Below are 23288 nucleotides of genomic sequence, written 5' to 3'. Positions count from 1 at the left end.
GATTATGAAGCGCGCAGGGCTTTGCACTGCCCTGCTCGCGCCACATTACTCCTATCCTCTCACGATTTTTACAGCTTCCACCATATTTTTTAGGCTTGGTTTTACCTCTTCCCATTTGCGAGTTTTAAGCCCACAATCAGGATTTATCCAAAGCTGACTTTTTGGTAAAACTTCTAAAAGTGCGTTGATTTGCGCTACCATTTCCTCCACACTTGGCACGCGAGGGCTATGTATATCATACACGCCAGGTCCTACTTCTTGTTTATAGCCGACCGATTTAAAAATTTTAAGTAACTCGTTGCCAGAACGCGCCGTTTCTATACTGATGACATCGGCATCCATAGCTTCGATAGTTTTGATAATATCATTAAATTCAGAGTAGCACATGTGAGTGTGAATTTGCGTTTTCGCTTCCGCACTTGACACGGCTAGTTTAAACGCACCGACCGAGAAATTTTCGTACTGGCTGATATTTTCCTTACGAAGCGGATAGCCTTCTTTAAAGGCTGCTTCATCGACTTGGATTATCTTAATCCCTGCAACTTGTAAATCAGAAATTTCATCACTAATTGCCAAAGCTAGTTGCTTGACAACCTCGCTTCTAGGCTTATCATCACGCACAAACGACCAGTTCATAATGGTTACTGGACCAGTTAGCATACCCTTCATAATCTTGCTTGTTTTGCCTTGCGCGTATTTTATCCACTCCACGGTCATCGCCTTTGGACGGCTAACATCGCCAAATAAAAGTGGCGGTTTTACGCAGCGACTGCCGTAGCTTTGCACCCAGCCGTTTGCGCTAAATGCGTAGCCTTTGAGCTGTTCGCCAAAATACTCAACCATATCGTTTCGCTCAGGTTCGCCATGGACTAAAATATCAAGCCCAATCTCTTCTTGAAACGCCACACACTCATCGATATAGGCTTTTATATCTTTTTCGTAGGCTTCCTTGCTAATTAAACCCTTTTTATAGGCGTTGCGAACTTGGCGAAGTTCGGTTGTTTGCGGGAAAGAGCCTATCGTCGTGGTCGGTAAATCGCCGTAAGCAAGGGCTTCGCGCTGAATTTTAATGCGGTCTTCAAATTTATCACTTCGCTCAAATTTTGTTAAATTTTTCACGCGATTTTGCACCGCTATATCGTGGATCAACGGCGAATTTAAGCGTGTTTTGGCAGATTTTTGATTTTCTTCATATTTTTTGATACCGCTGTCGCAGATTGGAATTTTAAAGAAAAGGTGCGTTAAAATGCAGACTTCTTCGAGTTTTTCACACGCAAAACTTAGCCACGATTTAATCTCAGGGCTTAGTTTTTCTTCATATTTTAGCGTAAATGGCACATGCAAAAGCGAACACGAAGTTCCCACATAAAGGCGATCTTTGCTGACATACTGAGATACAAATTCCAAAAATTCTAGCTTTTTATCAATGTCGCTTTTCCATATATTTCGTCCGTCGATTACCCCAGCAAATAGCGTAGTTTTCGCATCTTTTAGGATTTCAAGCTCGGCTTTGATATTTTCTTTACTCGCATAGACAAAGTCTAACCCCACAGCCCAAATGTCCGTTTTAACGACTTCTTTCAAAGCTTCTGTGGCGTGTTCGAAATATGTCATAAATACGATTTTAATGTTTGAAGCGACCGAATTTAGCTTGTTATAAACGGGTGCGATTTTTCCCGTTAGCTCCACGCCCCTATCGGTTACGAAAATCGGCTCGTCGATTTGGACGACGACTTCGCTATCAAGGGCTGAAATCTTGCCTAGAAGCTCGGCGTATTTTTCTACTAGCTCATCAAGTTTAGCTAGTGGTTCGCCCCCGTCCGTGCTTTTTGAAAGTGCTAGATAGGTTATTGGTCCGATTAAATTTATCTTTAACGCGCAACTATCCTTAAAATCGTTGTTTTTAGCGGCTTTGTATTCGTTTAGAATTTTGTCAGCATTTAGGCTAAATTTTGTGTTTTTGCTGATTTCAGGCACGATGTAGTGGTAGTTTGTGTTAAACCATTTTGTCATTTCCATTGCCACGGCATCTTTGTTTCCACGCGCCATCGCAAAATACTGCTCCATGCCACTCAAAGATGCAAATCTTTGGGGCACTGCGCCAAAAAGCACGCTATTATCAAGCATTAAATCATAAAATGAGAAATCATTTACGCTAATTAAACCAGTCCAAGCATCAAGCTGATATTTTATGTGGCGATCTTTTAGTTCGTCTGCTACCTTTTCTAGTGCGCCAAATTCGCACTTTCCTGCCCAAAAACTCTCTAATGCTTTTTTTAATTCTCGTTGCTCGCCAATGCGCGGAAAACCTGTGATATAACTTTTCATTTTTATCCTTTTTGTTTTAAAATTTTATAAATTGTATTGAGAAAAAGTCTGAATTTTGCGCCGCTAGCGCGGCATGAATATGCGTGAATAAATGATTAGCCCTAGAAAAACACCGATAATATCAAGTCGCCATGGGACAGTGCATTTATTGCTTCCTTTAAATTTCAAATTAATCTGAGCATTTTAGCCTTATTTTGCTTTGATATAGATAAAATTTTGAAATTTTAATTTTCACAAACACTGCCCCAGAATTTTGCACTAAATTGCAAGGAAATGCGAAGCATTTCAGTAAAAATAAAACCAGCTAAATTTAAAGCGAAGCTTTAAATTTAGCCACTTCTAAGGTTTTACAGGGGTGGGGGTTGGTAAGGGGGAGGGTAGCGTCTCCTAAAAAGCGCGCCCTCCCCCTTACAGAGAATTTCACGGTGCAGGTTAAATTCAAAAAATCGTTCAATGCTAAATTTAGGTTGAATTTTAAATTTAAATTTTACTGGATTGCTTCGCTCGTTACACTCGCTCGCAATGACAGCAAATTTATCGGTGGGAATTTTTTACTCGTAGATTGCCACGCAAGCAAGACTTGCTCGCAATGACAATAGCTAGCGTTGCAAATTTAAAATTTTACTCAATAAACCCGCTGGCTAGCACGCGGTCTTCTTCGTCGTAAAAAACCGCCAGCTGTCCCCCAGCTACGCCATTTGCTGGCTGAGAGAGCGTGCCACTAACCCCGCCACGCTCATTTAGCGCGATTTTTACAGGGATTTTTGTGCTTCGATATCTAAGTTTTACGCCCAAATTTGGCGCATTTAAAATTTCATCTACGCTCACAAATGCGTTTAAATTTCGCGTCGAAAACTCGTAAGTATCGAGCTCATCGCGCCCGCCGACGATAATTTCGTTATTTTGCGCATCGATTTTGAGCACGAAATGTGGCTCATGCGCGCCGTCTATGCGAAACCCGCGCCTTTTGCCGATTGTATAGTGCATATAGCCCTCGTGAGTGCCGATGATTTCGCCATTTGCGTTTTTTACCACGCCCGGGGTTTTGGTGTTTGTGTGGCGCTGTAAAATTTCGATATATGTTTTATCCACGAAGCAAATCTCGCTACTTTCGCTCTGTGCGGCAATTTCGATGAGCTCTGGATACGCGCTAGCCTTGGCTTTGACCTCGCTTTTAAGCATTTCGCCAAGCGGGAAAATCATAAATTTTAGCGATTCTGGGCGGATATTCGCCAAAAAATAGCTTTGATCTTTGCTCTCATCGCGCGCCTTTTTTAAAAGTCCGTTTTCCACGCGCACATAATGCCCAGTGGCTAGGCGTTCGCAGCCGTTTTTATGGGCAAATTCCAAAAGCTTGCCAAGCTTGATTGTGCGGTTACACAGCGCGCAGGGATTGGGCGTAAGGCCGTTTTGGTATGTGCGCACAAATGGCTCATAAACCTCGCGCCTAAACTCATCTTGCAAATCCAAAATATGCGTTTTTATCCCCAAAAACTCCCCTACTTTGCGCACTTTTTCGATATTTTTCTCGTGATAGCCCGGCTTTTCGTGTAGCTTCATATAGCAGCCCTCGATCTCGTGCCCAGCGTCCTTTAAAAGCTTCGCGCTCATCGAGCTATCCACGCCCCCGCTTAGGGCGACCATGATTTTCAAATTTTCTCCTTTTTGATATGCTCTATTATCTCTTCTATGCTAGAACAGAGCCTAAATCCCGCCAAATCACCCTCATCAATCGTTCCCAAAGCTAACATTGAGCTTTTGAAAAACTCCACCAAAGGGGCGTAAAATTTGGCGTCGTATAGATAAATTTGGGCTGATTTAAAGCCTGTTTGTTTGAGTGTTAATACCTCAAACAGCTCGTCCATCGTTCCAAACCCGCCCGGGAAAATGACGAAAATTTCGCTATTTGCGATGAGCGCACCTTTTCTAGGGGCAAAGGTTTTGAAATGCACATCGTGAGTCAAAAACGCATTGCTTTTTTGCTCGAAAGGAAGTTTAATATTAAAGCCCACGCTTGGGGCTTTTGCGCGAGCAAATGCGCCTTTGTTTGCCCCGCGCATTATGCCTCCACCGCCACCTGTGATTACAGCATATCCCATATCAGCGAGCGCCGCGCAGAGTTTTTCTGCGTCTTTGACATATTGATTGCTCGCATTTAGCCTCGCTGAGCCAAAAATCGTAACGCCTGGTTCCATGAAATTTAGGCTATTTTTCGCCGTTCTGATATCTTGTAAAATTTCTCGTATTTGCATTGTGTGATTAAAATTTAGATTAAATTACTAAGCTTTCCTAGAAAGCCACCGAAAGCACCGCGCTTTGGCAAAGCTTCAAGCCCAAGTGCCACCAGCGTCCTGCTTACGCTATCACGAAGCGCGATACTAGCCTTGCAAAACGGGCGCGAAATGCTGAAAAGCTCCCTGTTTTGGGCGTTTATAAAGACATATTTATCATAAGGCATGAAGCCAACTAGCCCAAATTTCACCTCGCCCAAATTCTTTTGCGCCACAGATTTTAGATTTTCGAATATCCCCACAGCCTCGTCCTCGCAAGAGGCGAAATTCATCAAAAACAAAATCTCTTTTTGTGGCAAATTTAGCGATTTCAAAAACGCGTAAGTGTTGCTGATAGCGCAGGGTTCGTTCGCGCACACCACAATCGGCTCAGTGTCAAATTCTACTAGTTTTTTCGCATAATCTAGCGAAGCGTCGATTAAGATGAAATCAAACATATCCGCGCCAAGCGTTGCGCCCAAAAAGCTCTCTATCGCACCATCTTCGCTTAAAAACACGCCGTCATTTGGCGCAATCAGCGTCAAATTTGGCAAAATTTTAAGCCCCTTAGCCTGAGAGTTTGCGAAAACAAAAATTTGGTTTTTGTCGATTTTAGCGTTTAAGATTATCTCTTGGTTATTAAAATTTGGCACTTCTAGCACAGCCACAGCGTATCCTGCGTTAGCTAAAATTTGAGCGAAATTCGCCACAATTTGGCTCTTGCCAACTCCCCCTTTTGCGCTTAGAAATGTTAGAATTTTATTTTTCATACCAAACCTTTTTCAATCATACTTCCAAGTGGATAAATCACGCTTATGCGCTCTGCTGCGCCCCTGTGCGGCACGATTAAGCGCTCGTTTCGCCTAACTTTCGCGCTAGAATACAAAATGTCAATATCTAGCGTGCGCGGGGCGTTTTTGAAGCTTCGTTTGCGCCCAAATTTAAGCTCGATTTTTTGCATAGTTTTTAGCATTAAATTCGGCGCGAGCGAGCTTTGCACGCACAGCGTAGCGTTTAAAAAATTGCTCTGCTCTAAAAACCCAAATGGCTTGTTTTCTAAAATTTGCGACGAGGCACAAACGAAAAAATTCGGATTTTTTTGTAGCAGATGATACACACGCTCGAACCTCGCCCTGCTGTCGCCGATGTTTCCGCCAAGCCCTAAAATATAGCAAAATTTAAAATTCTCTTTTTTTGGGAATTTGCGCGGAAAATTCGGGCTTTTTATGACCCTCACAGCCTCATTTAGCCTTAAAAATCCGTTTTTTTGCGCTAGAATTTGCATTATTCGCTCATGACCTCGCAACCATTTTTTGTCACGATTACGGTATCTTCGATCCTCACGCCAAACTCGCCTTGTAAATAAATCCCAGGCTCTACGCTAAAAATCATACCCTCTTCCAAAATCGCTTGCGAGCGCGGGCTAATAATCGGCAGTTCGTGGATATCCACGCCCACGCCATGCCCTGTGGAGTGGAAAAACTGCGCCCCGAAGCCCTCGCTTGCGATATAATCTCGCGCGATTTTATCTATTTCGCGCGCAGCGACACCGGGTTTTACGGCGTTTATGGCGCGTTTTTGGGCTTCTTTGACAATGGCGTAAATTTTATCTTTTTTCGTATCGCCAAAATTTTGATTTTTGCTAAAATTTATGCCGTTTTGTGCGCTAAATTTTGCTGTTCTTGTGCGATCCGAGCAGTAGTTTTTATACCTCACCCCAGCGTCCAATAAAAGCAAATCGCCGTCTTTTAGCCTCTCATCGCTAGGCAGAGCGTGAGCCTTGGCGGCGTTTTGGTTAATCGCTACGATTGGCTCGAAGCTAAGGGCTAAATTTCCGTTATCTTTGAAAATCAAAGTCGCGTTATAAAATAGCTCTTTTTCGCTCATACCAAGCCCATTTTCGCTCACAAATTTGGCAAATTCATCAAATTTCTGCGCGCCGATTGCAGCAGCTTTGCGCAAAATTTCAAGCTCATTTTCGCTCTTTATCGTGCGACGAATTTGACTAAAATTTGGCTTTGGGATAAAGTGCGTTTTTAAATTTTTACTTAGTGCGTTAAATGCGCCAAAACTAAAATCATTAGGATCAAAAATCACAGCTCTCACCTTGTAAGAGCGCAAAATTTTACGCGCAGAAAGGGTTAAATCCGAGCTTTGCACGATTTGCACATTTTTGGCTAACTCGCTAGCTTCGAGGCTGTATCTAGCGTCTGTGATAAAAAACCGCGCGCCATTAAGAGCTAGAAATATGCAGTTATCGCACGCATATCCACACTCCCAAAATACGGCGTTAGTATCCCTTAAAATGTAGTTCATCTGCTTTGATTACGCCTCTTTTTTCGCCTCTTTTGCAGCCTTGATTTGCTCGAAAATTTGAAGCATACCAATCATCGCTAAATGGTATCCCACAGGGCCAAAACCGATGATTTGACCAGCTGTAACAGGGGCTATCATTGATTTTTCGCGGAATTCCTCTCTGCGGTTGATGTTTGAGATATGCACCTCGATCGTAGGCAACGCCACAGCCATAAGCGCGTCTCTCATAGCGATTGATGAGTGAGTGTAGGCGGCTGGGTTGATGATGATTCCATCGCATGTGCCGTAGCACTCTTGGATTTTATCGACTAGCTCGCCTTCGAAATTGCTTTGGAAAAACTCGATTTCTACGCCACTTTGCTCTGCTACGACTTGCATTTGTCTGTGGATATCTTCCATTTTCATACGGCCGTAAATCCCTGGCTCGCGTAGTCCTAGAAGGTTGATATTTGGTCCTTGGATTACCATAATTTTCATTTTTTGTCCTTTTTAAAAAAATTTAATCGTTCATTATAGCCAAATATTGCTTATTTTTGACTATCTTAAATTTTTACTAATTTATTGTAAAATATTTCATCACAAATCACAAGGATTAATTATGAAAATTTTAAAGGCGAAGTGGATTTTAACCTGCGATGAGAAATTTAAAATTCACCGCGATAAAGCCGTAGTTTTCGACGAAAAAATAGAAGAAATTTTAAAACCAAATGAAGCTAGGGAAAAATACCCCGAGGCTGAATTTATCGATTGCGGAAGCGATATCGCTATGCCAGCGTTTATCAACACTCACACGCATTTAGAATTTAGCGCGAACCGCACGCACCTAATCTACGGCGATTTCGTAAAATGGGTCGCCTCTATCGTAAATGCCAGAGAAGAGCTCTCCAAACAGGCCTTAGAAACGATAATCGAAAAAGAAATTTTAACCATGATGAAATCAGGTGTGGCTACAATCGGCGAAATTTCTAGCTTTGGCACAGAGACTCAAATTTGCGCCAAATCACCTGCGCGCTTCGTGTTTTTCAACGAAATTTTAGGCGCAGATAAAAACACAATCGACGCAAATATAGATAAATTTAGCGAACGCTTCACAAGGTCCGCTGAGCTTGTAAGCGATCTGTTTATCCCGGCAGTCTCCGTGCATGCACCATACTCCACGCACCCAGAAATCACGAAATTTGCCACTGATTTTGCCCGCGATAACGAGCTTTTGATGAGTTCGCATTTCATGGAGAGCAACCACGAGCGCGACTGGCTCAAACACGGCAAGGGCGCGTTTAAAGAGTGGCTTGGGGCATTTTTGCCAAACCCAAAACCATTTTATTCGCCAAAAAGCTATATCGAGTATTTCAAGGGCGTGCGCACGCTCTTTACGCACTGCGTCTTTGCAGATCTCAAACTTTTTGATAAAAAACTCCACTCTATCACGCACTGCGCGGTCTCAAACCGCCTTTTAGGCAGGGATAGATTAAAGCTAACTAGCGTTATCAAAAACGGCTATTTATTTTCTATCGGCACAGACGGGCTAAGCTCGAATATCAGCCTAAATTTCCTAGACGAGCTTAGGGCAAATCTCTTTGTGCATGATGGATTGGAGCTTAGCAAGCTTGCGCGCGAACTTTTGCTAGGTGCGACAAACCGCGCGGCAAAATCGCTGGATTTGAATTTAGGCGAACTAAGTAGTGGCAAAATCGCAGATATCGCCGTATTTGAGGGATTTGAGTGCGATGAGAGCCAGCTAGCGTTACAGCTGATTTTACAGAGTAAAAACGCAAAATCACTATATATCAAAGGCAAAAAATGCAATTTCTAAAAAACCTTTTTACGCCCATTTTAGCGGTGCTTGGCTTTATAAATAAATATTTTAAATCAATGATATTTTTGCTCATTGTGTTTTTGATTTTTAGCGGAGATAAGAGCGCGCAAAGTCCAAATGCAAATTTAGCCACGATAAATTTGACCGGCGCGATTATGGACGATAGCCAAATTTTAGAAAAAATCAAAGAAATCGAAAACAACGGCGCAATCAAGGGCGTTTTGCTCATCATTGATAGCCCAGGCGGAGCTCTAAGCCCAAGCGTAGAAATCTCACAAGCGATAAAATCCCTAAACGCCAAAAAGCCAGTCGTAGCATACGCCAAGGGCGCAATGGCGAGCGGAAGCTATCTTAGTGGCGTGTGGGCTAGTAAAATTTACGCAAACCCGGGCTCGTTTATCGGCTCAATCGGCGTGATTATGCAAGGGCTTGATGTTTCGAATTTAACCGAAAAAATCGGCATTAGCGAGCAGGTCGTAAAGGCCGGGGAATTTAAAGAGGCTGGAACCATGATGAGGCCGTGGAGCGAGGCTGAGAGGGAAAGTCTGCAAAATTTGGTAAATCAAAGCTACGAGCTATTTGCGCGCGAAGTGGCAAGTGCGAGAAAGCTTAAATTCGACGAGCGCGAAATTTGGGCGAACGCTAGGGTATTTTTAAGCGCGCAGGCCAAAAAACTAAGCCTAATCGACGAGGTCGGCTCACTGCAAAGCGCCAAAACAGCGTGCGAAAAGCTAAGTGGCGTATCAAATCCAATCTGGCTAGAACCAAGCCCGTATGAAAAAATGCTAAATAAACTCGCCACACAGGGCTCTGCGATGATTTATAATCTTGCGGGCGCGCGTTTAATGGCGTTTTAAGGGCTTTTTGCGCATGCTGATAATTCGCAAGATAATTTTCGCGGTTTTGATTTTTATGGCTATCGTTACGACCGCGGTGTTTTCGATGTTTGTTTATAATGTCTTTTTCTCTGACGAGAAAAGCCCTAGCGAAATTTTATTTGAAAAAAAAGAAATCAAACGACTTTAAAGGAGAAAAAATGCCGCTGCTTGATAGTTTTTTAGTAGATCATACCAAGATGAAAGCCCCTGGCGTGCGGCTCGCCAAAAAAATGACCACAAAGGGTGGCGATAGGATTTGCGTTTTTGATTTGCGATTTTGCAGGCCAAATTTAGAGATTATGAGCGAGCGCGCCACACACACGCTCGAACACCTTTTTGCGGGCTTTATGAGAGCGCATTTAAACAGCGCTGATGTCGAAATCATCGACATTTCGCCAATGGGGTGCAGGACTGGATTTTATATGAGTTTAATCGGCGAACCGCGCGAAGAGGAGATAATTCATGCGTGGAAAAGCTCCATGCGCGATGTGCTAGCAGTAAAATGCCAAAGCGACATACCAGAGCTGAATAAATTTCAATGTGGCACCTGCGAAATGCACTCTTTGCAAGGCGCCAAGCAAATCGCACAAAATGTGCTAAACAAGGGCATTTGCGTCATCAAAAACGACGAAATCAAACTTGATTTATCTTTGGTGAAGTAAATCTGCAAATCTCTCATCAAAAGCGCGCTTTGCTCGCGCAATAACCCAGCTAAATTTAAGGCTTTGCTTAAAATTTAGCTGATTTTATTTACAAAACACTTCGACTTTATCTGCAAACAGAATTACAAGTGTTAAAATTTGTAAATTTTAAAATTTATATTTGAAAAATTAAAAGACACCCTAGGGTATCTTAAAATCATTGAAGATCTTGGGTGATTTTGGCCAACCAAGCTTTTATGCGACCTTCTGTGAGGGCGCTTTGGTTGTCGTTATCGAGGGCAAGACCTACGAATTTGCCGTCTTTTATGGCTTTGCTTGCGCTAAATTCATAACCCTCGGTCGGCACTGCGCCTATGATTTTTGCGCCAGCGGTTTTAAATCTGGCATACAACTCCGCCATTGCGTTGCAGTATGCGCCAGAATAGCTCGAACTATCGCCCATGCCAAAAATCGCCACTGTTTTGCCGGCTATGTTAATCGCAAGCGAATCAAAATCAAAGCTCGCCCAATCGTCTTGGAGTTCGCCATCGTTCCAAGTAGAGCTTCCTACGATGAGCGCGGTGTAGTTTGCGAGGTCCGCTGGCGTGATATCTGCTACATTTTTGATTTCATTTACTATGCCTAAATTTTCGCTTATGAGTTTCGCGGCTGCTTCTGTGTTTCCCATCGAGCTACCGTAGATAATGCCTATCATTTAAAATCCTTTATAAGCTAAATTTCGAGGATTTATATTACTAATTTTGCTATGAATTTATACTTAAATTTGATGATTAATTCGCATACAAATCGCGCAAAAATACGAAAATTGGATTTCGCAAAAAGTGCGATAAAATCGCGGTTTGGTTAAATTTAGCAAATTTTAAAAGGGCTAAATTCGGGGTTTCGCAAAAGCTAAATTTCACCCAAAATTTCAGCGAGAAATTTGGGCGAAATTTTAGATTAATCGTTTTTGTCTTTGTCACAACAAAATGTATTTTTCAGCCCGAAAATCTTGCAATACTCGCAAAATACACAGCTCACGCTTCGTTTTGCGCACACAAGCGGGATATTGCGTTTTTTGACTTCGCTTTTTATTTTTTTCATCGTGTTGTGGTTTAAAAAACTAGTTAGCATTACCACACAGTCGGTATTTTGCGGGATTGGTTTGCGATTGACGCGATTTTCGTTGCGTGCGTCCCAATGCTCGATATGCGTCGCGCCAAGATTGTGCAAAACAGCCTTTATCGGAGTGATTTCATCCGCGCCTATTACTAAAACACTCATTTTATCCCCTTTTGTGTTGATATTGGTTATTATAACACAAAAAATTTAAAACTTTCTGATAATGGATATAAAAATCTCAGAATTTTTATAAATTTAAAAAGGCTAAATTTGGGGAAATTTGAAGGGATAAAGAAAAAAGGTTGCGGTAAATTTACCGCAACCTGCGAGATTAAATCTCGTCTGAATAATCAGAATTTGCTAAGCGTTTTAGCTGTCTGTATCGTTTTTGAGAGTCTTGTTTGTTTTTAGCATAAAGCTCGTCAGCGTGCTCTGGGTTGTTTTTCCTTAGAGCGTTGTAGCGAACTTCGTTCATCAAAAAGCTCTCGTATAGATCCCAATCAGGCTCTTTTGAGCTGATTTTTAGTGGGTTTTGACCAGCGTCTGCTAAGCGTGGATCGAAGGTATAAGTTGGCCAGTAACCGCATTTTGTCGCAAGCTCAGCTTGTGCGCCAGAGTGGTTTAGACCGCCTTTGATACCATGAGCGATACAAGGGCAGTAGCAGATGATGAGTGATGGACCATCATAAGCCTCTGCTTCCAAAATCGCTTTGATTGTAGCAGCTTGGCTAGCGTTTGAGTTGATTTGAGCTACGAAAATATTTCCGTAAGTCATAGCGATTTGTCCCAAATCTTTCTTTTGAACTGCTTTTCCGCCAGCTGTGAATTGAGCGATAGAACCGCGGCGGCTAGCTTTTGAGCTTTGGCCACCTGTGTTTGAATAAACCTCAGTGTTTAGAACCAAAACATTTACATTTTCGCCACTAGCTAAAACATGATCAAGTCCGCCGTATCCGATATCATAACCCCAGCCGTCGCCACCGATAATCCATTGTGATTTTTTGCTTAGGTAAGATTTTCTCTCTAAAATTTCACTAACGCCCTTAACGCCTTTGTTTTGCTCTAAAATCGGGATTAGTTTGTCTGTAACTTCGCGAGATTTTACAGTGTCGTTGCGATTTTCGATCCAGTCATTGTATAGAGCTTTTAGCGCGTTTGGAGCTTCGTCCATTGTATTTAGCATAACATCTTCGATTTTATGGCGAATTGTCTCTGTTGCTACCTTCATACCAAGGCCGAATTCTGCGTTGTCCTCAAATAGTGAGTTTGCCCATGCAACACCGCGTCCGTTTGCGTCTTTGCGGTATGGAGTCGAAGGAGCAGAACCGCCATAAATCGAGCTACATCCTGTCGCATTTGCTACGATCATGTGATCGCCAAATAATCTTGTGATAAGTGTGATATATGGAGTCTCACCGCAACCTGGGCATGCGCCGTGGAATTCGAAATATGGTCTAGCAAAGCCGACATTTTTGACATTGTTTTTCGGTGCCAAATCATCTTTGTAGCGAACATTTTCAAATAAATAATCAGCGCTTGTTTGCTCGCCTTTATCCATTTCTTCGCCAAGCGGAACCATAACCAAAGATTTCTCTTTGCTTGGGCAGTTTTCAGCACACAATGCACAACCGGTGCAATCTAGCGGGCTTACTTGAATTTTATATTTCATACCTGCAAAATCTTTGCCTTTTGCGTCAAGTAGGTGCTCTTTTGTGTATTGTGGAGCGTTTGCTACATCGTTTTCATCTAGCAAGAACGGTCTGATTACAGCGTGTGGGCAAACGAACGCGCATTGGTTACATTGGATACAATTTGCCTCGATCCATTTCGGCACAAGCACGCCTACACCGCGTTTTTCGTATTTTGTAGTGCCTGCTTCAAATGAGCCGTCTTCGTGTCCGATAAATGCTGATACTGGCAAATCATTTCCTCTGGCTGCATTTACAGGTTTTACGATTTTTTCGACGAATTCTGTGCCTTTGTATCCTACGCTATCAGATTTTACTTCGTCTTTCAAATTTGCCCATGCAGGATCGACTGGGACTTGGACTAAGCCGTCAGCGCCCTTATCAATCGCATCGTAGTTCATTTGCACGATTGCGTCGCCTTTTTTAGCGTATGATTTGTATGCAAATTCCTTCATATATTTTTGAGCTTCTTCAAACGGAATAATTTTTGCTAGTTTGAAAAATGCTGATTGCATAATGGTATTTGTGCGGTTGCCTAGTCCGATTTCGTGGGCTAGTTTAGTAGCGTTTAAAATGTAGAATTTAACATTTTTTTGCGCTAGGATTCTTTTTACTTTGTTTGGTATTTTTTTGATAGTTTCCTCTGCGTCCCAGATTGAGTTTAAAAGGAAAGTTCCGCCGTTTTTAATACCGTCGATTACATCGTAAATTTCAAGATACGCTGCTACTGAACAGGCTACGAAATTTGGATTTGAAACTAGGTAAGTTGAGCGGATTGGTTTTTTACCAAATCTTAGGTGTGAGCGTGTGTAACCGCCTGATTTTTTGCTATCGTAAGCGAAATATGCTTGCGCATAAAGATCTGTTTTATCACCGATGATTTTGATTGAGTTTTTGTTCGCACCGACTGTGCCGTCTGCGCCAAGTCCGTAGAAAAGACACTCGATTTCATCTGCTTCGCCAAGAGAAATTTTCTCGCCGACTTTTAGTGATAGGAAGGTGACATCGTCTTCGATACCCACAGTGAAGCCATTTTTTGGTTGGTCTGATTTTAGGTTGTCAAATACAGCGATCATTTGAGCTGGATCGACATCTTTTGAGCTTAGGCCATAGCGTCCGCCGATGATTAGTGGAGCTTTTTTGCTACCATAAAATGCTGATTTGATATCTAGGTATAGTGGCTCGCCGATACTTCCTGGCTCTTTTGTTCTATCTAAAACGCAAATTCTCTCTACTGATTCTGGTAAAACAGCAAATAGGTGTTTTACGCTAAATGGTCTGTAAAGATGAACTTTGATAACGCCAACTTTTTCGCCTTTTGAATTTAGATAATCAACTACCTCTTCAAGAGTTTGATTGACTGAACCCATTGCGACTATGACTCTTGTAGCGTCTTTTGCGCCATAGTAAGTGAAAGGCTTATACTCTCTGCCTGTGATTTTTGAAATTTTTTCCATATAATCAGCTACGATATCTGGCAAAGCGTCGTAGAATTTGTTTGTTAGCTCTCTTGTTTGGAAGTAAATGTCATCGTTTTGCGCAGTTCCGCGAGTTTTTGGGTGCTCTGGGTTTAGTGCATTATCACGGAAAGCCTTAACTGCGTCATAATCGAGCAATTTGTCAAATTCAGCATAATCCATAACCTCGACTTTTTGAATTTCGTGACTTGTGCGGAAGCCGTCAAAGAAGTGTAGGAAAGGAACGCGACCTTTAATCGCTGCTAGGTGAGCGATACCGCCTAAATCCATTACTTCTTGCACGCTGTCGCTTGCTAGCATAGCAAAGCCTGTTTGGCGACATGCATAGACATCTTGGTGATCACCAAAGATAGAAAGAGCTTGCGCTGCAAGGGCTCTGGCTGCTACATGGATAACGCCTGGTAGCATTTGACCAGCGATTTTATACATATTTGGAATTTTAAGTAGTAAGCCTTGTGAAGCTGTGTAAGTTGTAGTAAGCGCACCAGCTTGTAGTGAGCCATGCACTGTTCCAGCGGCACCTGCCTCGCTTTGCATTTCTACGACTTTAACTGGCATACCAAAAAGGTTTTTCATGCCTTTTGCAGCCCACATATCTGTATAATCAGCCATTGGTGAGCTAGGTGTGATAGGGTAAATTCCTGCAACCTCGGTAAAAGCGTAAGAAACATAAGCCGCGGCTTCGTTTCCGTCCATAGTTTTCATAACTTTTCCCATAATTTCTCCTTACTGTTCGGGATTGTGTAAAACCTGTAAATTTTAGCTAAAAGTTGCTTAATTTGTTGTAAGTAATTAAAATAAAAATAGAATTTTATGGATACAAATTCAACTGAATTTAAGTAAAAGGAGTAAAATTTACTCCTCTTTTTTGCGCTCCCAAACGCGCTTTTTACCGAAGGTTACGACATTATCGGTTAGCTTCATCCAATCAAGCCTAATAGCAAAAAGCTCAGGGTTCATTGCCTTGGCCACGGCAAATCTTTTGAAGTAAATTTTAGCTTCGTTTTCATCTGCGCTACGAATTTTGCCCTTAAACTGAATTCCTTTAATCCTAGAAATGATTTTGGTATCCAAAGCAATCGTGCCAGAGACGAAACGATTGGTAAAAAGCGCTTTGATATGCGTAGAATCCTCATGCCCTGAAAAAATCAAGGTCTTATTATCTTTATCGTAAGCGTAAAATGCGTTCGAGCAATACGGCAGATTTTCGACTAGCACGGCGATTGACATAAGCTTCATTTTGCTTAAAAATAGGTCAAATTTATCCATAAATCCCCCTGTAAAATTTAAAATTTCAAAAATTTGAGTAATTATACCTACATTTTCTTTTATGCGCTATAATTTCGCGCTAAATTTAGGAGAAGTTATGGAAAATTATAAAAAAATAAAAGAGATGTTTTTAATGCAACAACGCCTAAACGACGAAACTAACGGCGTGGGCTGGGAGGACGGATACACCAAAAACGGCAAACTAATCAACTGGAAGCGTTGCATTTATATGGAGTGTGCTGAGCTAATCGATAGCTTTGCGTGGAAGCATTGGAAAAACATCGCCGCAGCCCCTGATATAGATAATATCGTCATTGAAATCGTGGATATTTGGCACTTTGTGATGAGTTATGTTTTAGAACAAAACAAAAATTTAAAGAGCATTGATGAGATTGCTAGCGAAGTAATCAGCGTAAGTGCGTTTAGAGAATTTAGCGCGCACCGCGCAAATATCGAGGATTACTCGATTTATGAAATCGTAAATGATATCGAGCTTTTGATCCATGAGACGAGCGGATTTAATTTTAGCGTGGGTTCGCTTTTGCAGGATTATTTCAGAGTGGCGATTAAGTGCGGGGTAAATTTGGAGGTGCTTTTCGCCAAATATATCGGCAAAAATGTGCTAAATAAATTCCGCCAAGACAACGGCTACAAAGAGGGCAGCTACCGCAAAATTTGGAACGGCAAAGAGGATAATGTCGTTTTGGTCGAAATTTTAAATAGTGGCGTTTTGGAAGTGGGCGAAATTTACGCAAATTTAGAAAAAGCCTATAAAAACAGCGAAATTTAAAGAAATTTAATGGGTAAAATTTTTCGCCTTTCAATCAAAGATTTTTTTACGAAAAAATTCATCACCCTTTCGCTTTTGCCGTTTTTTTGCGCGCTTTTGGTGCTTGGGTATTTTATGTATTTTGGCGGAAGTGAGATTTTTGCCCTGCTCGAAGAGGGAGCAAAAAGCGGTGATTTTAGCTTTTTGGACGAGGAGCGATTTCCGCTGATTGCAAAACTGCTAGCTTATGGCGCGACAAAATGGATAATCAGCGTGATTTTTTACACCTTTGGGACATTTTTGGTGCTAATGCTAAGCGTGTTTTGCGCGCTTTTTATCGCTGGATTTCTTACGCCGATTGTTACAAAAGAGATAAATTTAAGACACTACCATTTAGAGCGCGCCGATGAGCCAAATTTGGGGCGAGTGCTAACCCTAATGGCGATTGAAATTTTAAAATTTATTGGAATTTTACTGCTTTGCTTGCTACTTTTAACAGTTCCCTTAATAAATCTTTTTGTGATAAATATACCATTTTTTTATATTTATTATAAACTCATTTTAATCGATGTCGCTTCAAACACCCTAGATAAAAAAAGCTTTGAGAAGTGCTATAAAAAGGGCGGTGGGTATAAATTTATGCTTAGCGTATTTTTGTTTTATTTAGCGTGTTTGATTCCGCTCGTGGGTCTGTTTTTCCAGCTGTTTTTTATCATATACTTATCGCATATAATATTTTTATCGCAACTAAAATTTAAAAAAATTAATGCAAATCAATGAAATTTATGCCAAATTTCTATAAAATAGCGGTTTAGTTTATTTCAAAGGATTTCTCATGAAAACTGGCAATGTCTATATCTGCAATATCTGCTCACTCAAAAGTAGCGATGACGAAAACGCTGTATTCATCAAAGCCCACAAAAACGGCGAAACCGTGCATATTTGCACCGCCTGTATGCCAAGCGTAATACACGGCTCTGGTATGATTGTAAAAAGCAATGCTGAGCTAGAATCTGAATTTTTCGAAGAGTTTAAAAAACACACAAAATAAAAATTTGGCAAATTTTAAATTTGCCAAATTTAGCCTAAAATCCCTTTAATTTTTTTAGCTCTGGATCGATTACGAGTTTGTTGCCCTCGCTATCGACGGCTACATAGGTTACTTCTGCGCTTGTTACATGCTGGCAAATGCGAGAGCGCGACTCTTTGCAATACCTCTCGGCTGTGACATTTACCAAAACCGTAATCGAAGTGTTGCCGATTTTGGTCACGGTTGCGTGGCAAGTGACTAAATCTCCCACGAAAACAGGCTGTTTGAAAATCACCTCTTTCATCGATATCGTGACCACGCGCTCAGGCGCGAACTCCCTTGCTGCGACCGTTCCAGCCAAATCAATCTGCGATAAAATCCACCCGCCAAAGATATTTCCGGCTGGGTTAGTATCTGTTGGCATAGCGATGATTTTTATAACTGCTTCGCCCATGTGTTCCATATTTTCTCCTTATTTGTAAATTTAAGTTTGGCATTGTAGCAAAGCCAGATTAAATAAAAAGTTACTAAAACTCTCTTAAAAAAAATTTTGCTAAAATTAGCCAAAATTTTAAAGGGAAAAATTATGAATAATTTCGATCGATTAAATGAATTGGTGAGCGAAACGAAGGCAAATTTAAACGCACTTTATGCAAATTTAGATAGCGAAATCATAAAACAAGGTCTGCAAATTTGCGAATTTAGCGACACGCAAAGCGCGAAAATCACGATTTTAAGGCGTATTGTGGATTTAAAAGAAGAAGCGATGATGCAAGAATTTCGCCGATTAGGCTATGACGCGAACAAACAAAGCCTGCTACGCGAAAAAATGTATGATTATGTCAGGCAAATACACTCTGACATGCACGCCGCGCTTATCGCAAAAATTGAAGAGGAAAAAATTTTAAATCCATTTTATTTAGAACTTATCAAAAGCGTGCATAAAATCGGACTTGTAATCAATCAAATGCAAAAAAGCTGGCAAAAACTCATCATCGACACTAACAACAAACGCTTAGAGATGAATTTCGCCAGTATCGCGGACGCCAAAGAGTATCTTTTTGAAAACGAGCTTTTACAGCGCACGCCACACGATGAAATTTGCGATCGTTGCTATGGCGCGATTATCCAAGATAGCGAAGGCAAATTTGTCATGGCGCCCTATGCTGTGGCGTTTGAAGAGGATAGCAAGGAGCTAATCGGCACATTTAATAAAGCTATTTTAGAACTCGAAGAATTAGCAAGTAACGCCGAGGAGCGGGCATATATCTACTACCTAGCCAAACTTCGCACAGCCTTTGCCGAGCGCAACAATGTCTTTGTAATCGGCGCGTGGCGGGACGCTGAAATGGCGTGGATGGAGACCAAATCCCCGATACAAATCGGCCACCCGCTTGAATACTACGAGGATAACTACACACACGCAGTCGCGCTAGAATGGGACATCAGACTATCTCAACCAACTAGGTTTGACGCGGATAAATTTAAGGCCGAAATAAGTGCTAGTTTTGATAAAATTTACAAACAAATCGGCGCAAATAGCCCTGTAATGCGCTCGCTCGTGCTTTCAAATATTGATAAAACTCAGCTTTATATCTCCACGCCGATGATTTATTATGGTGCGGATTTAAATGGGCTATTTTCAGCCCAAGTCGTGCCAAATGACGAATTCGTCAGCACAAACTGCGGAAAGAAAATTTTCGCATTTGTAAATTTTGTCTATGAAAGTGCCAAAGCCAAGCCATTTATGAAAATTTCATCGCAAATTTTTGATTTAGATTATCTAAATTTTGGGCGCGAAATTTTATTCAAACAGCCTAAAATTTGGCGTATGGTCTATGAAATCTCCACAATCGGCCACGAGTTTGGCCATATATTTTTCATCGACGAGGACACAGAGTCGCTGATGAATAAATCAGGCGCTTTCAAGCTCGTCGAAGAATACAAGGCCACCACGGGCGGATTAATCAACTTCTTTTTCAACGAAAAACCAGAAATGCGCCTACCGGTCCTTGACGAGCTAATCCGCCGTAGCGTGGGGCTCATCGCGTGGCAAAGGGTAAATGATGTGAGGCCGTATTATTGCGAGGGGCTAATTCATCTGACGCTACTATTCCGCGCTGGCGTGCTGAAATTTGACGGCGCGAAGCTCGCGGTCGATTTCAGCGAAGCGGGGTATGAGAGATTTAAGGAAATTTGCTTGAAAAATTACGAAATTTTAGCGAGCACTTATTACAAAAAGCTCGACGCTTACGACTTTTTGGACGGATTTGTCGAAAATACTAGCGGCGTGTATCTGCCAAAAGACGCGGTGTGTAGGGAGTTTGTGGAGTATTACTACGCGCTTTATGAAAAAATCGGCAACGAAATCGATGAAAGTGGCGAGCGTGAAAAATGGGTAAATTAGGGTCAAATTTAGCCTTTTTGAGTTTTTAAACACTGCGCCCGAGATTTGAAATTTGCAAATTTGTCATTGCGAGGAGCGACAGCGACGAAGCAAAACAAGCGTAGCGGTGGCGTGCGTAGCACGGCAGGTTTGGACGAGCCGTAGGCGAAGTCAATTTACAAGTTTAAAATTTAAAGTATGCGAATTTGCTGTCATTGCGAGCTTTCGTAGAAAGCGAAGCAATCCAGTAAAATTTAAAGCAAAATTCTACTTAAATTTAGCATTGAATTATTTTTTAAATTTTAAGCAAAATTTTGCTTTTCTCGTAAGGGGGAGGGCGCGCTTGTTTGCTCTGCTTCGCGCGTTGCGCTCGCAAGAAACCTGCTTCGGCTTCCGCCTCGCACCGCTACGCTGGTTTTGGAGACGCTACCCTCCCCCTTACCAACCCCCACCCCTGTAAAACCTTAGAAGTGGCTAAATTTAGAAAAACGAAGTTTTTCTAAATTTAGCTGATTTTATTTTTCGGAAATGCTTCGCATTTCTTTGAAATTTCAAACCATAAAAAAACCAGGGATTGCTCCCTGGATAGGGTTAAATTTTAAAAATTTGGCAAAATTTTAAATTTTGCCAAATTTAACTAAAACGCAATGCTAAGCGCCATTTGTGCGCTTACACCTTCTTGTTTGCCAGCGTATCCTTTTACGCCAGCGTCGAATTTAAGCGTTTCGGTTTTGTATTGATAGCCGATTTCGCCAATTCCTGTTAGGCCTTTTAGATCTGGGCTTAGTATCTCGCCTGTGCTACCATTTGGCACGATAAATCGTCCTCCTGCTTCTGAGCTAAACTCATATTCGCCAGCCAAACCAACGAAGAATTTATTATGCTCATCTATTTTGAAGTTATCTTGCAAGCCGGCTCTAATCTTGTGTGATTGTAGGGCGTCGAAGTGAGTATCATCGCCATCTATTTTGATATCGGCTGCGTCTATATGAGTGTAGAAATATCTAGCGTAGAAATCTAGGTCGTTGCTTTCGCTTAGCGAGACGATTTTGCCGCCACCTACATGCACAGCATAGTATGTAGAGTCTATACCCCAATCATAGTATTTGCTAACGCCGTTGAAATTTAGAGTGCCGTCGAAATTCGTAGTTAGCTGGCCTACTCTAAATGAGCCCTCATAGTATGAGCCAGTGGTGTTTTCTTGTTTGCCAAATGCGCCCACACCAGCGTAGTATGCGTCCCCGCTACCCTTAGTGCCGTCATCTAGGTAGGCATCATAATCTACATTGCCGTATTCGATGAAAATACCCATTGTAAATTCGCCCTTGCTATTTGGTGCTTTGCCTGCAAGACCTGCGTTTGCGTTAAAGCCCAAACTATCTACATGAGAGCCTGTGTTGTAGCGTTTGTCGTAACCCTCAAAGATAACATAAGGGAAAAGCTCGGTATATCCATCAGGTATAATGCGCTCTAAGTGGTTTGAGATGAGATACGAACCCTCCCAAACAGCCGCCATACCAGCAATCCTTGCTTCGTTGAAAATTTTGGTTTGGTCAGTTGGCGTAATCGGTGTCGTTTTATCCACAGATAAATCTAAGGAATTTGTTACATCTATCATTAAAATTGAACCGATTTGATAGTTTGCACTTTTTGGCTTATTATTTGCCAATTCGTTATTACCGTCAAACAAATGCGCTCTACCGCCTTGTTTCTCCAAATCATCCAAATTATCGACATATATCATTACATTTGAATTTGATAAGTCCGTATTAGAACCGTCACTTAGTTTGACAGCAGTTGTGCCGACGCCCGGATTTTTAGGCAAGTAGAAATTGATTTTTTCAAAATTTTGCACATCTTTTACTGTGATTTTATCCATTTCGATAGTATTGCTTGAATCTTTACCTATGTTTAGGGTATTTCCGCTTGGGTCGCTACCACCGATTGTGACATTGCTTAAATCAAGCGGTTTGCTCGGGTCTTTTGGATCGATTGTGATTGTGTTATCTATGATATCACCTCCGAATTTTGTAAATTCCTCATCTCCAAGCGAGTTTTTCAACTCCTCTTCCATCTCGTTTTCAGCCGTGATATAGATATGGTTTTTGTCGCTATCGGCAAACATACCTTGTAAATTTCTAGTGTAAGTTTGGCTATCAATTATGCGGTATTCTTTATTTGTTTGGATGACATTGATTGCGGTTGAGCCGTCTTTTATAGTTTTAGTCTCTTTGCCGTAAGCGTAGTTTTTAAGATCGTTGAAATTTACATTTTCTGCACTATCTGCACTACTAGTGTGAGCGATGAGATACGCTTTTTGATTTGCACTTAATCCATAACTATTCTCTGGATTATATGTGGTGTCATTGATTTGAATTTCAGCCTTGCTTAAATCAGTATTATCATCAGCTGTTAATTTTAAAGCTGCATTATCAGCAGAAGTCGTTTTAGTAATATCGCCTGTAAAATTCATAACCTGAAAGTTAGCTACATTTCCAGCTTCTAGCTTAGTAGAATTTACATTTAGAGTATTGCCTGTGCCATTGTTTCCGCCATAGATTGTTCCTGTAACTTCACCTTTTTCAAAGTTTGCGATATTGTTATTTGTATCTCCTGATTGGCTATATCCTACATAAATATTACCATCTACTTTATCGCCTTTTATGTTGATAGTATTATTTGAAACTTCGCCGCTACTGCTTTTTCCTACATAGATATTTGTAGCTTTTACATTTGTTACATCTAGTGTATTGTTTGAAATATTTCCGCTATTGCTATTAGCTAAGATGAAATCCCCTGTTATTGTTATGTTCTCAGGCATTGTATAGGTAGCGTTTTCTAAATTTGCAGAATCTGATTTAGCTACTGTTAAAGAGCCTGTTATTTTTTGATTATCTGCATTAATTAATTTAGTTGTAGCTATATCTATGCTTCCGCTATCAGTCTGAGCTAGTGTAATATCTGCTATTACACTAGTATTGTTTAAATCAACAGTGTTGTTTGAAACTTTACCTGATATAGAATATCCACCTATGATTGTAGCGTTACTTAAATTTGCACCTTGATTGATATAGATATTGTTGTTATTTACATCTTCGCTATCGCTATATCCGCCATAGATTGTTTTTCCACCTAAATCACCAGCGTTTGCTTCTATAAAGATATGGTTATCTTTGTTATCAGGTTTGTCAAATTTGGCAAATTCATCGGTATCAAATTTATCGTTTTCCCAAGTTTCTTTGAATTCTTTTGCACCTGTTATATAAAGATCTTGTTTATTTTCGCTTACAAACATAC

General features: G+C 41.2%; 20 protein-coding genes and 1 pseudogene. 8 read left to right on the top strand and 13 right to left on the bottom strand.

Annotated elements, in window-relative coordinates:
* Window positions 1-51 precede the first annotated feature (51 nt).
* The 7 genes from metE to aroQ all read right to left on the bottom strand — a co-directional run bounded on the left by metE (window position 52) and on the right by aroQ (window position 7391).
* Window positions 52-2328 (bottom strand): 5-methyltetrahydropteroyltriglutamate--homocysteine S-methyltransferase, encoded by a 2277-nt coding sequence (metE, locus tag OFO00_RS06455; protein WP_270865361.1) that lies wholly within the window; start codon window positions 2326-2328, stop codon window positions 52-54.
* Window positions 2329-2949: 621 nt separating this feature from the next.
* Entirely contained in the window at window positions 2950-3981 is a 1032-nt protein-coding gene (gene mnmA / locus OFO00_RS06450; protein WP_270865360.1) for a tRNA 2-thiouridine(34) synthase MnmA, read from the bottom strand.
* Window positions 3978-4580, bottom strand: coding sequence for a TIGR00730 family Rossman fold protein (locus OFO00_RS06445; protein WP_270865359.1), 603 nt, complete (start codon window positions 4578-4580; stop codon window positions 3978-3980). The genes mnmA and OFO00_RS06445 overlap by 4 nt, the downstream gene beginning before the upstream one ends.
* Before the next feature lie 14 nt (window positions 4581-4594).
* Window positions 4595-5368 (bottom strand): nucleotide-binding protein, encoded by a 774-nt coding sequence (locus tag OFO00_RS06440; protein ID WP_270859777.1) that lies wholly within the window; start codon window positions 5366-5368, stop codon window positions 4595-4597.
* The gene (folK, locus tag OFO00_RS06435) at window positions 5365-5883 is read right to left on the bottom strand and encodes a 2-amino-4-hydroxy-6-hydroxymethyldihydropteridine diphosphokinase (protein ID WP_270865358.1); all 519 of its coding nucleotides are present in this window, start codon (window positions 5881-5883) and stop codon (window positions 5365-5367) included. The genes OFO00_RS06440 and folK overlap by 4 nt, the downstream gene beginning before the upstream one ends.
* The gene (locus tag OFO00_RS06430) at window positions 5883-6914 is read right to left on the bottom strand and encodes a M24 family metallopeptidase (RefSeq protein ID WP_270865357.1); all 1032 of its coding nucleotides are present in this window, start codon (window positions 6912-6914) and stop codon (window positions 5883-5885) included. The genes folK and OFO00_RS06430 overlap by 1 nt, the downstream gene beginning before the upstream one ends.
* A gap of 9 nt (window positions 6915-6923) precedes the next feature.
* On the bottom strand, window positions 6924-7391 hold the full coding sequence (gene aroQ / locus OFO00_RS06425) for a type II 3-dehydroquinate dehydratase (RefSeq protein WP_270859780.1): 468 nt from the start codon (window positions 7389-7391) through the stop codon (window positions 6924-6926).
* A gap of 121 nt (window positions 7392-7512) precedes the next feature.
* On the opposite strand from aroQ, the gene mqnF reads away from it, so the two are divergent.
* From mqnF to luxS, 4 genes are read left to right on the top strand one after another with little or no spacing between them, the layout of a single operon-like run.
* Window positions 7513-8727, top strand: coding sequence for an aminofutalosine deaminase family hydrolase (gene mqnF / locus OFO00_RS06420; RefSeq protein ID WP_270865356.1), 1215 nt, complete (start codon window positions 7513-7515; stop codon window positions 8725-8727).
* Window positions 8715-9587, top strand: a complete 873-nt coding sequence (gene sppA, locus OFO00_RS06415) for a signal peptide peptidase SppA (protein WP_270865355.1) — start codon at window positions 8715-8717, stop codon at window positions 9585-9587. The genes mqnF and sppA overlap by 13 nt, the downstream gene beginning before the upstream one ends.
* A gap of 13 nt (window positions 9588-9600) precedes the next feature.
* Window positions 9601-9756 (top strand): hypothetical protein, encoded by a 156-nt coding sequence (locus OFO00_RS06410; protein ID WP_270859783.1) that lies wholly within the window; start codon window positions 9601-9603, stop codon window positions 9754-9756.
* A gap of 10 nt (window positions 9757-9766) precedes the next feature.
* Window positions 9767-10270 (top strand): S-ribosylhomocysteine lyase, encoded by a 504-nt coding sequence (luxS, locus tag OFO00_RS06405; RefSeq protein WP_270862793.1) that lies wholly within the window; start codon window positions 9767-9769, stop codon window positions 10268-10270.
* Window positions 10271-10466: 196 nt separating this feature from the next.
* Here the strand turns inward: luxS and fldA are convergent, their stop codons facing one another.
* From fldA to OFO00_RS06385, 4 genes are all read right to left on the bottom strand, one after another.
* Window positions 10467-10964 (bottom strand): flavodoxin FldA, encoded by a 498-nt coding sequence (gene fldA, locus OFO00_RS06400; RefSeq protein WP_270865354.1) that lies wholly within the window; start codon window positions 10962-10964, stop codon window positions 10467-10469.
* 245 nt (window positions 10965-11209) lie between these two features.
* Window positions 11210-11533: a DUF2325 domain-containing protein gene (locus tag OFO00_RS06395; RefSeq protein ID WP_270865353.1), complete on the bottom strand. Its 324-nt coding sequence runs from the start codon at window positions 11531-11533 to the stop codon at window positions 11210-11212.
* 169 nt (window positions 11534-11702) lie between these two features.
* Window positions 11703-15254, bottom strand: coding sequence for a pyruvate:ferredoxin (flavodoxin) oxidoreductase (gene nifJ / locus OFO00_RS06390; RefSeq protein ID WP_270865352.1), 3552 nt, complete (start codon window positions 15252-15254; stop codon window positions 11703-11705).
* A 138-nt stretch (window positions 15255-15392) separates the two neighbouring features.
* Complete coding sequence (locus OFO00_RS06385; RefSeq protein WP_270862801.1) at window positions 15393-15806, bottom strand: hypothetical protein; 414 nt, start codon at window positions 15804-15806, stop codon at window positions 15393-15395.
* A gap of 97 nt (window positions 15807-15903) precedes the next feature.
* Here OFO00_RS06385 and dut point away from each other — a divergent pair, with 97 nt between their 5' ends.
* The 3 genes from dut to OFO00_RS06370 are packed head-to-tail and all read left to right on the top strand — an operon-like array spanning window position 15904 to window position 17626.
* Window positions 15904-16596 (top strand): dUTPase, encoded by a 693-nt coding sequence (gene dut / locus OFO00_RS06380; protein WP_270859920.1) that lies wholly within the window; start codon window positions 15904-15906, stop codon window positions 16594-16596.
* A gap of 9 nt (window positions 16597-16605) precedes the next feature.
* Window positions 16606-17355, top strand: a complete 750-nt coding sequence (locus OFO00_RS06375) for an EI24 domain-containing protein (RefSeq protein WP_270865351.1) — start codon at window positions 16606-16608, stop codon at window positions 17353-17355.
* A 55-nt stretch (window positions 17356-17410) separates the two neighbouring features.
* Window positions 17411-17626, top strand: coding sequence for a hypothetical protein (locus OFO00_RS06370; RefSeq protein WP_270859918.1), 216 nt, complete (start codon window positions 17411-17413; stop codon window positions 17624-17626).
* A gap of 34 nt (window positions 17627-17660) precedes the next feature.
* On the opposite strand, the gene OFO00_RS06365 is transcribed toward OFO00_RS06370, so the two are convergent.
* Window positions 17661-18068, bottom strand: coding sequence for an acyl-CoA thioesterase (locus tag OFO00_RS06365; RefSeq protein ID WP_270862798.1), 408 nt, complete (start codon window positions 18066-18068; stop codon window positions 17661-17663).
* Window positions 18069-18191: 123 nt separating this feature from the next.
* Between OFO00_RS06365 and ciaB the strand changes: the two genes are divergently transcribed.
* Window positions 18192-20012, top strand: coding sequence for an invasion protein CiaB (gene ciaB, locus OFO00_RS06360; RefSeq protein WP_270865350.1), 1821 nt, complete (start codon window positions 18192-18194; stop codon window positions 20010-20012).
* Window positions 20013-20628: 616 nt separating this feature from the next.
* Here the strand turns inward: ciaB and OFO00_RS06355 are convergent.
* Window positions 20629-23288, bottom strand: a pseudogene (locus tag OFO00_RS06355) (hypothetical protein); the annotation flags it as partial.

Origin of the sequence: Campylobacter sp. VBCF_04 NA7, from assembly GCF_027737405.1 — a bacterium.
Lineage (GTDB): Bacteria > Campylobacterota > Campylobacteria > Campylobacterales > Campylobacteraceae > Campylobacter_B.
The sequence above is the reverse complement of the archived record's forward strand: the minus strand, read 5'-3'. Positions and strand labels throughout refer to the sequence as shown.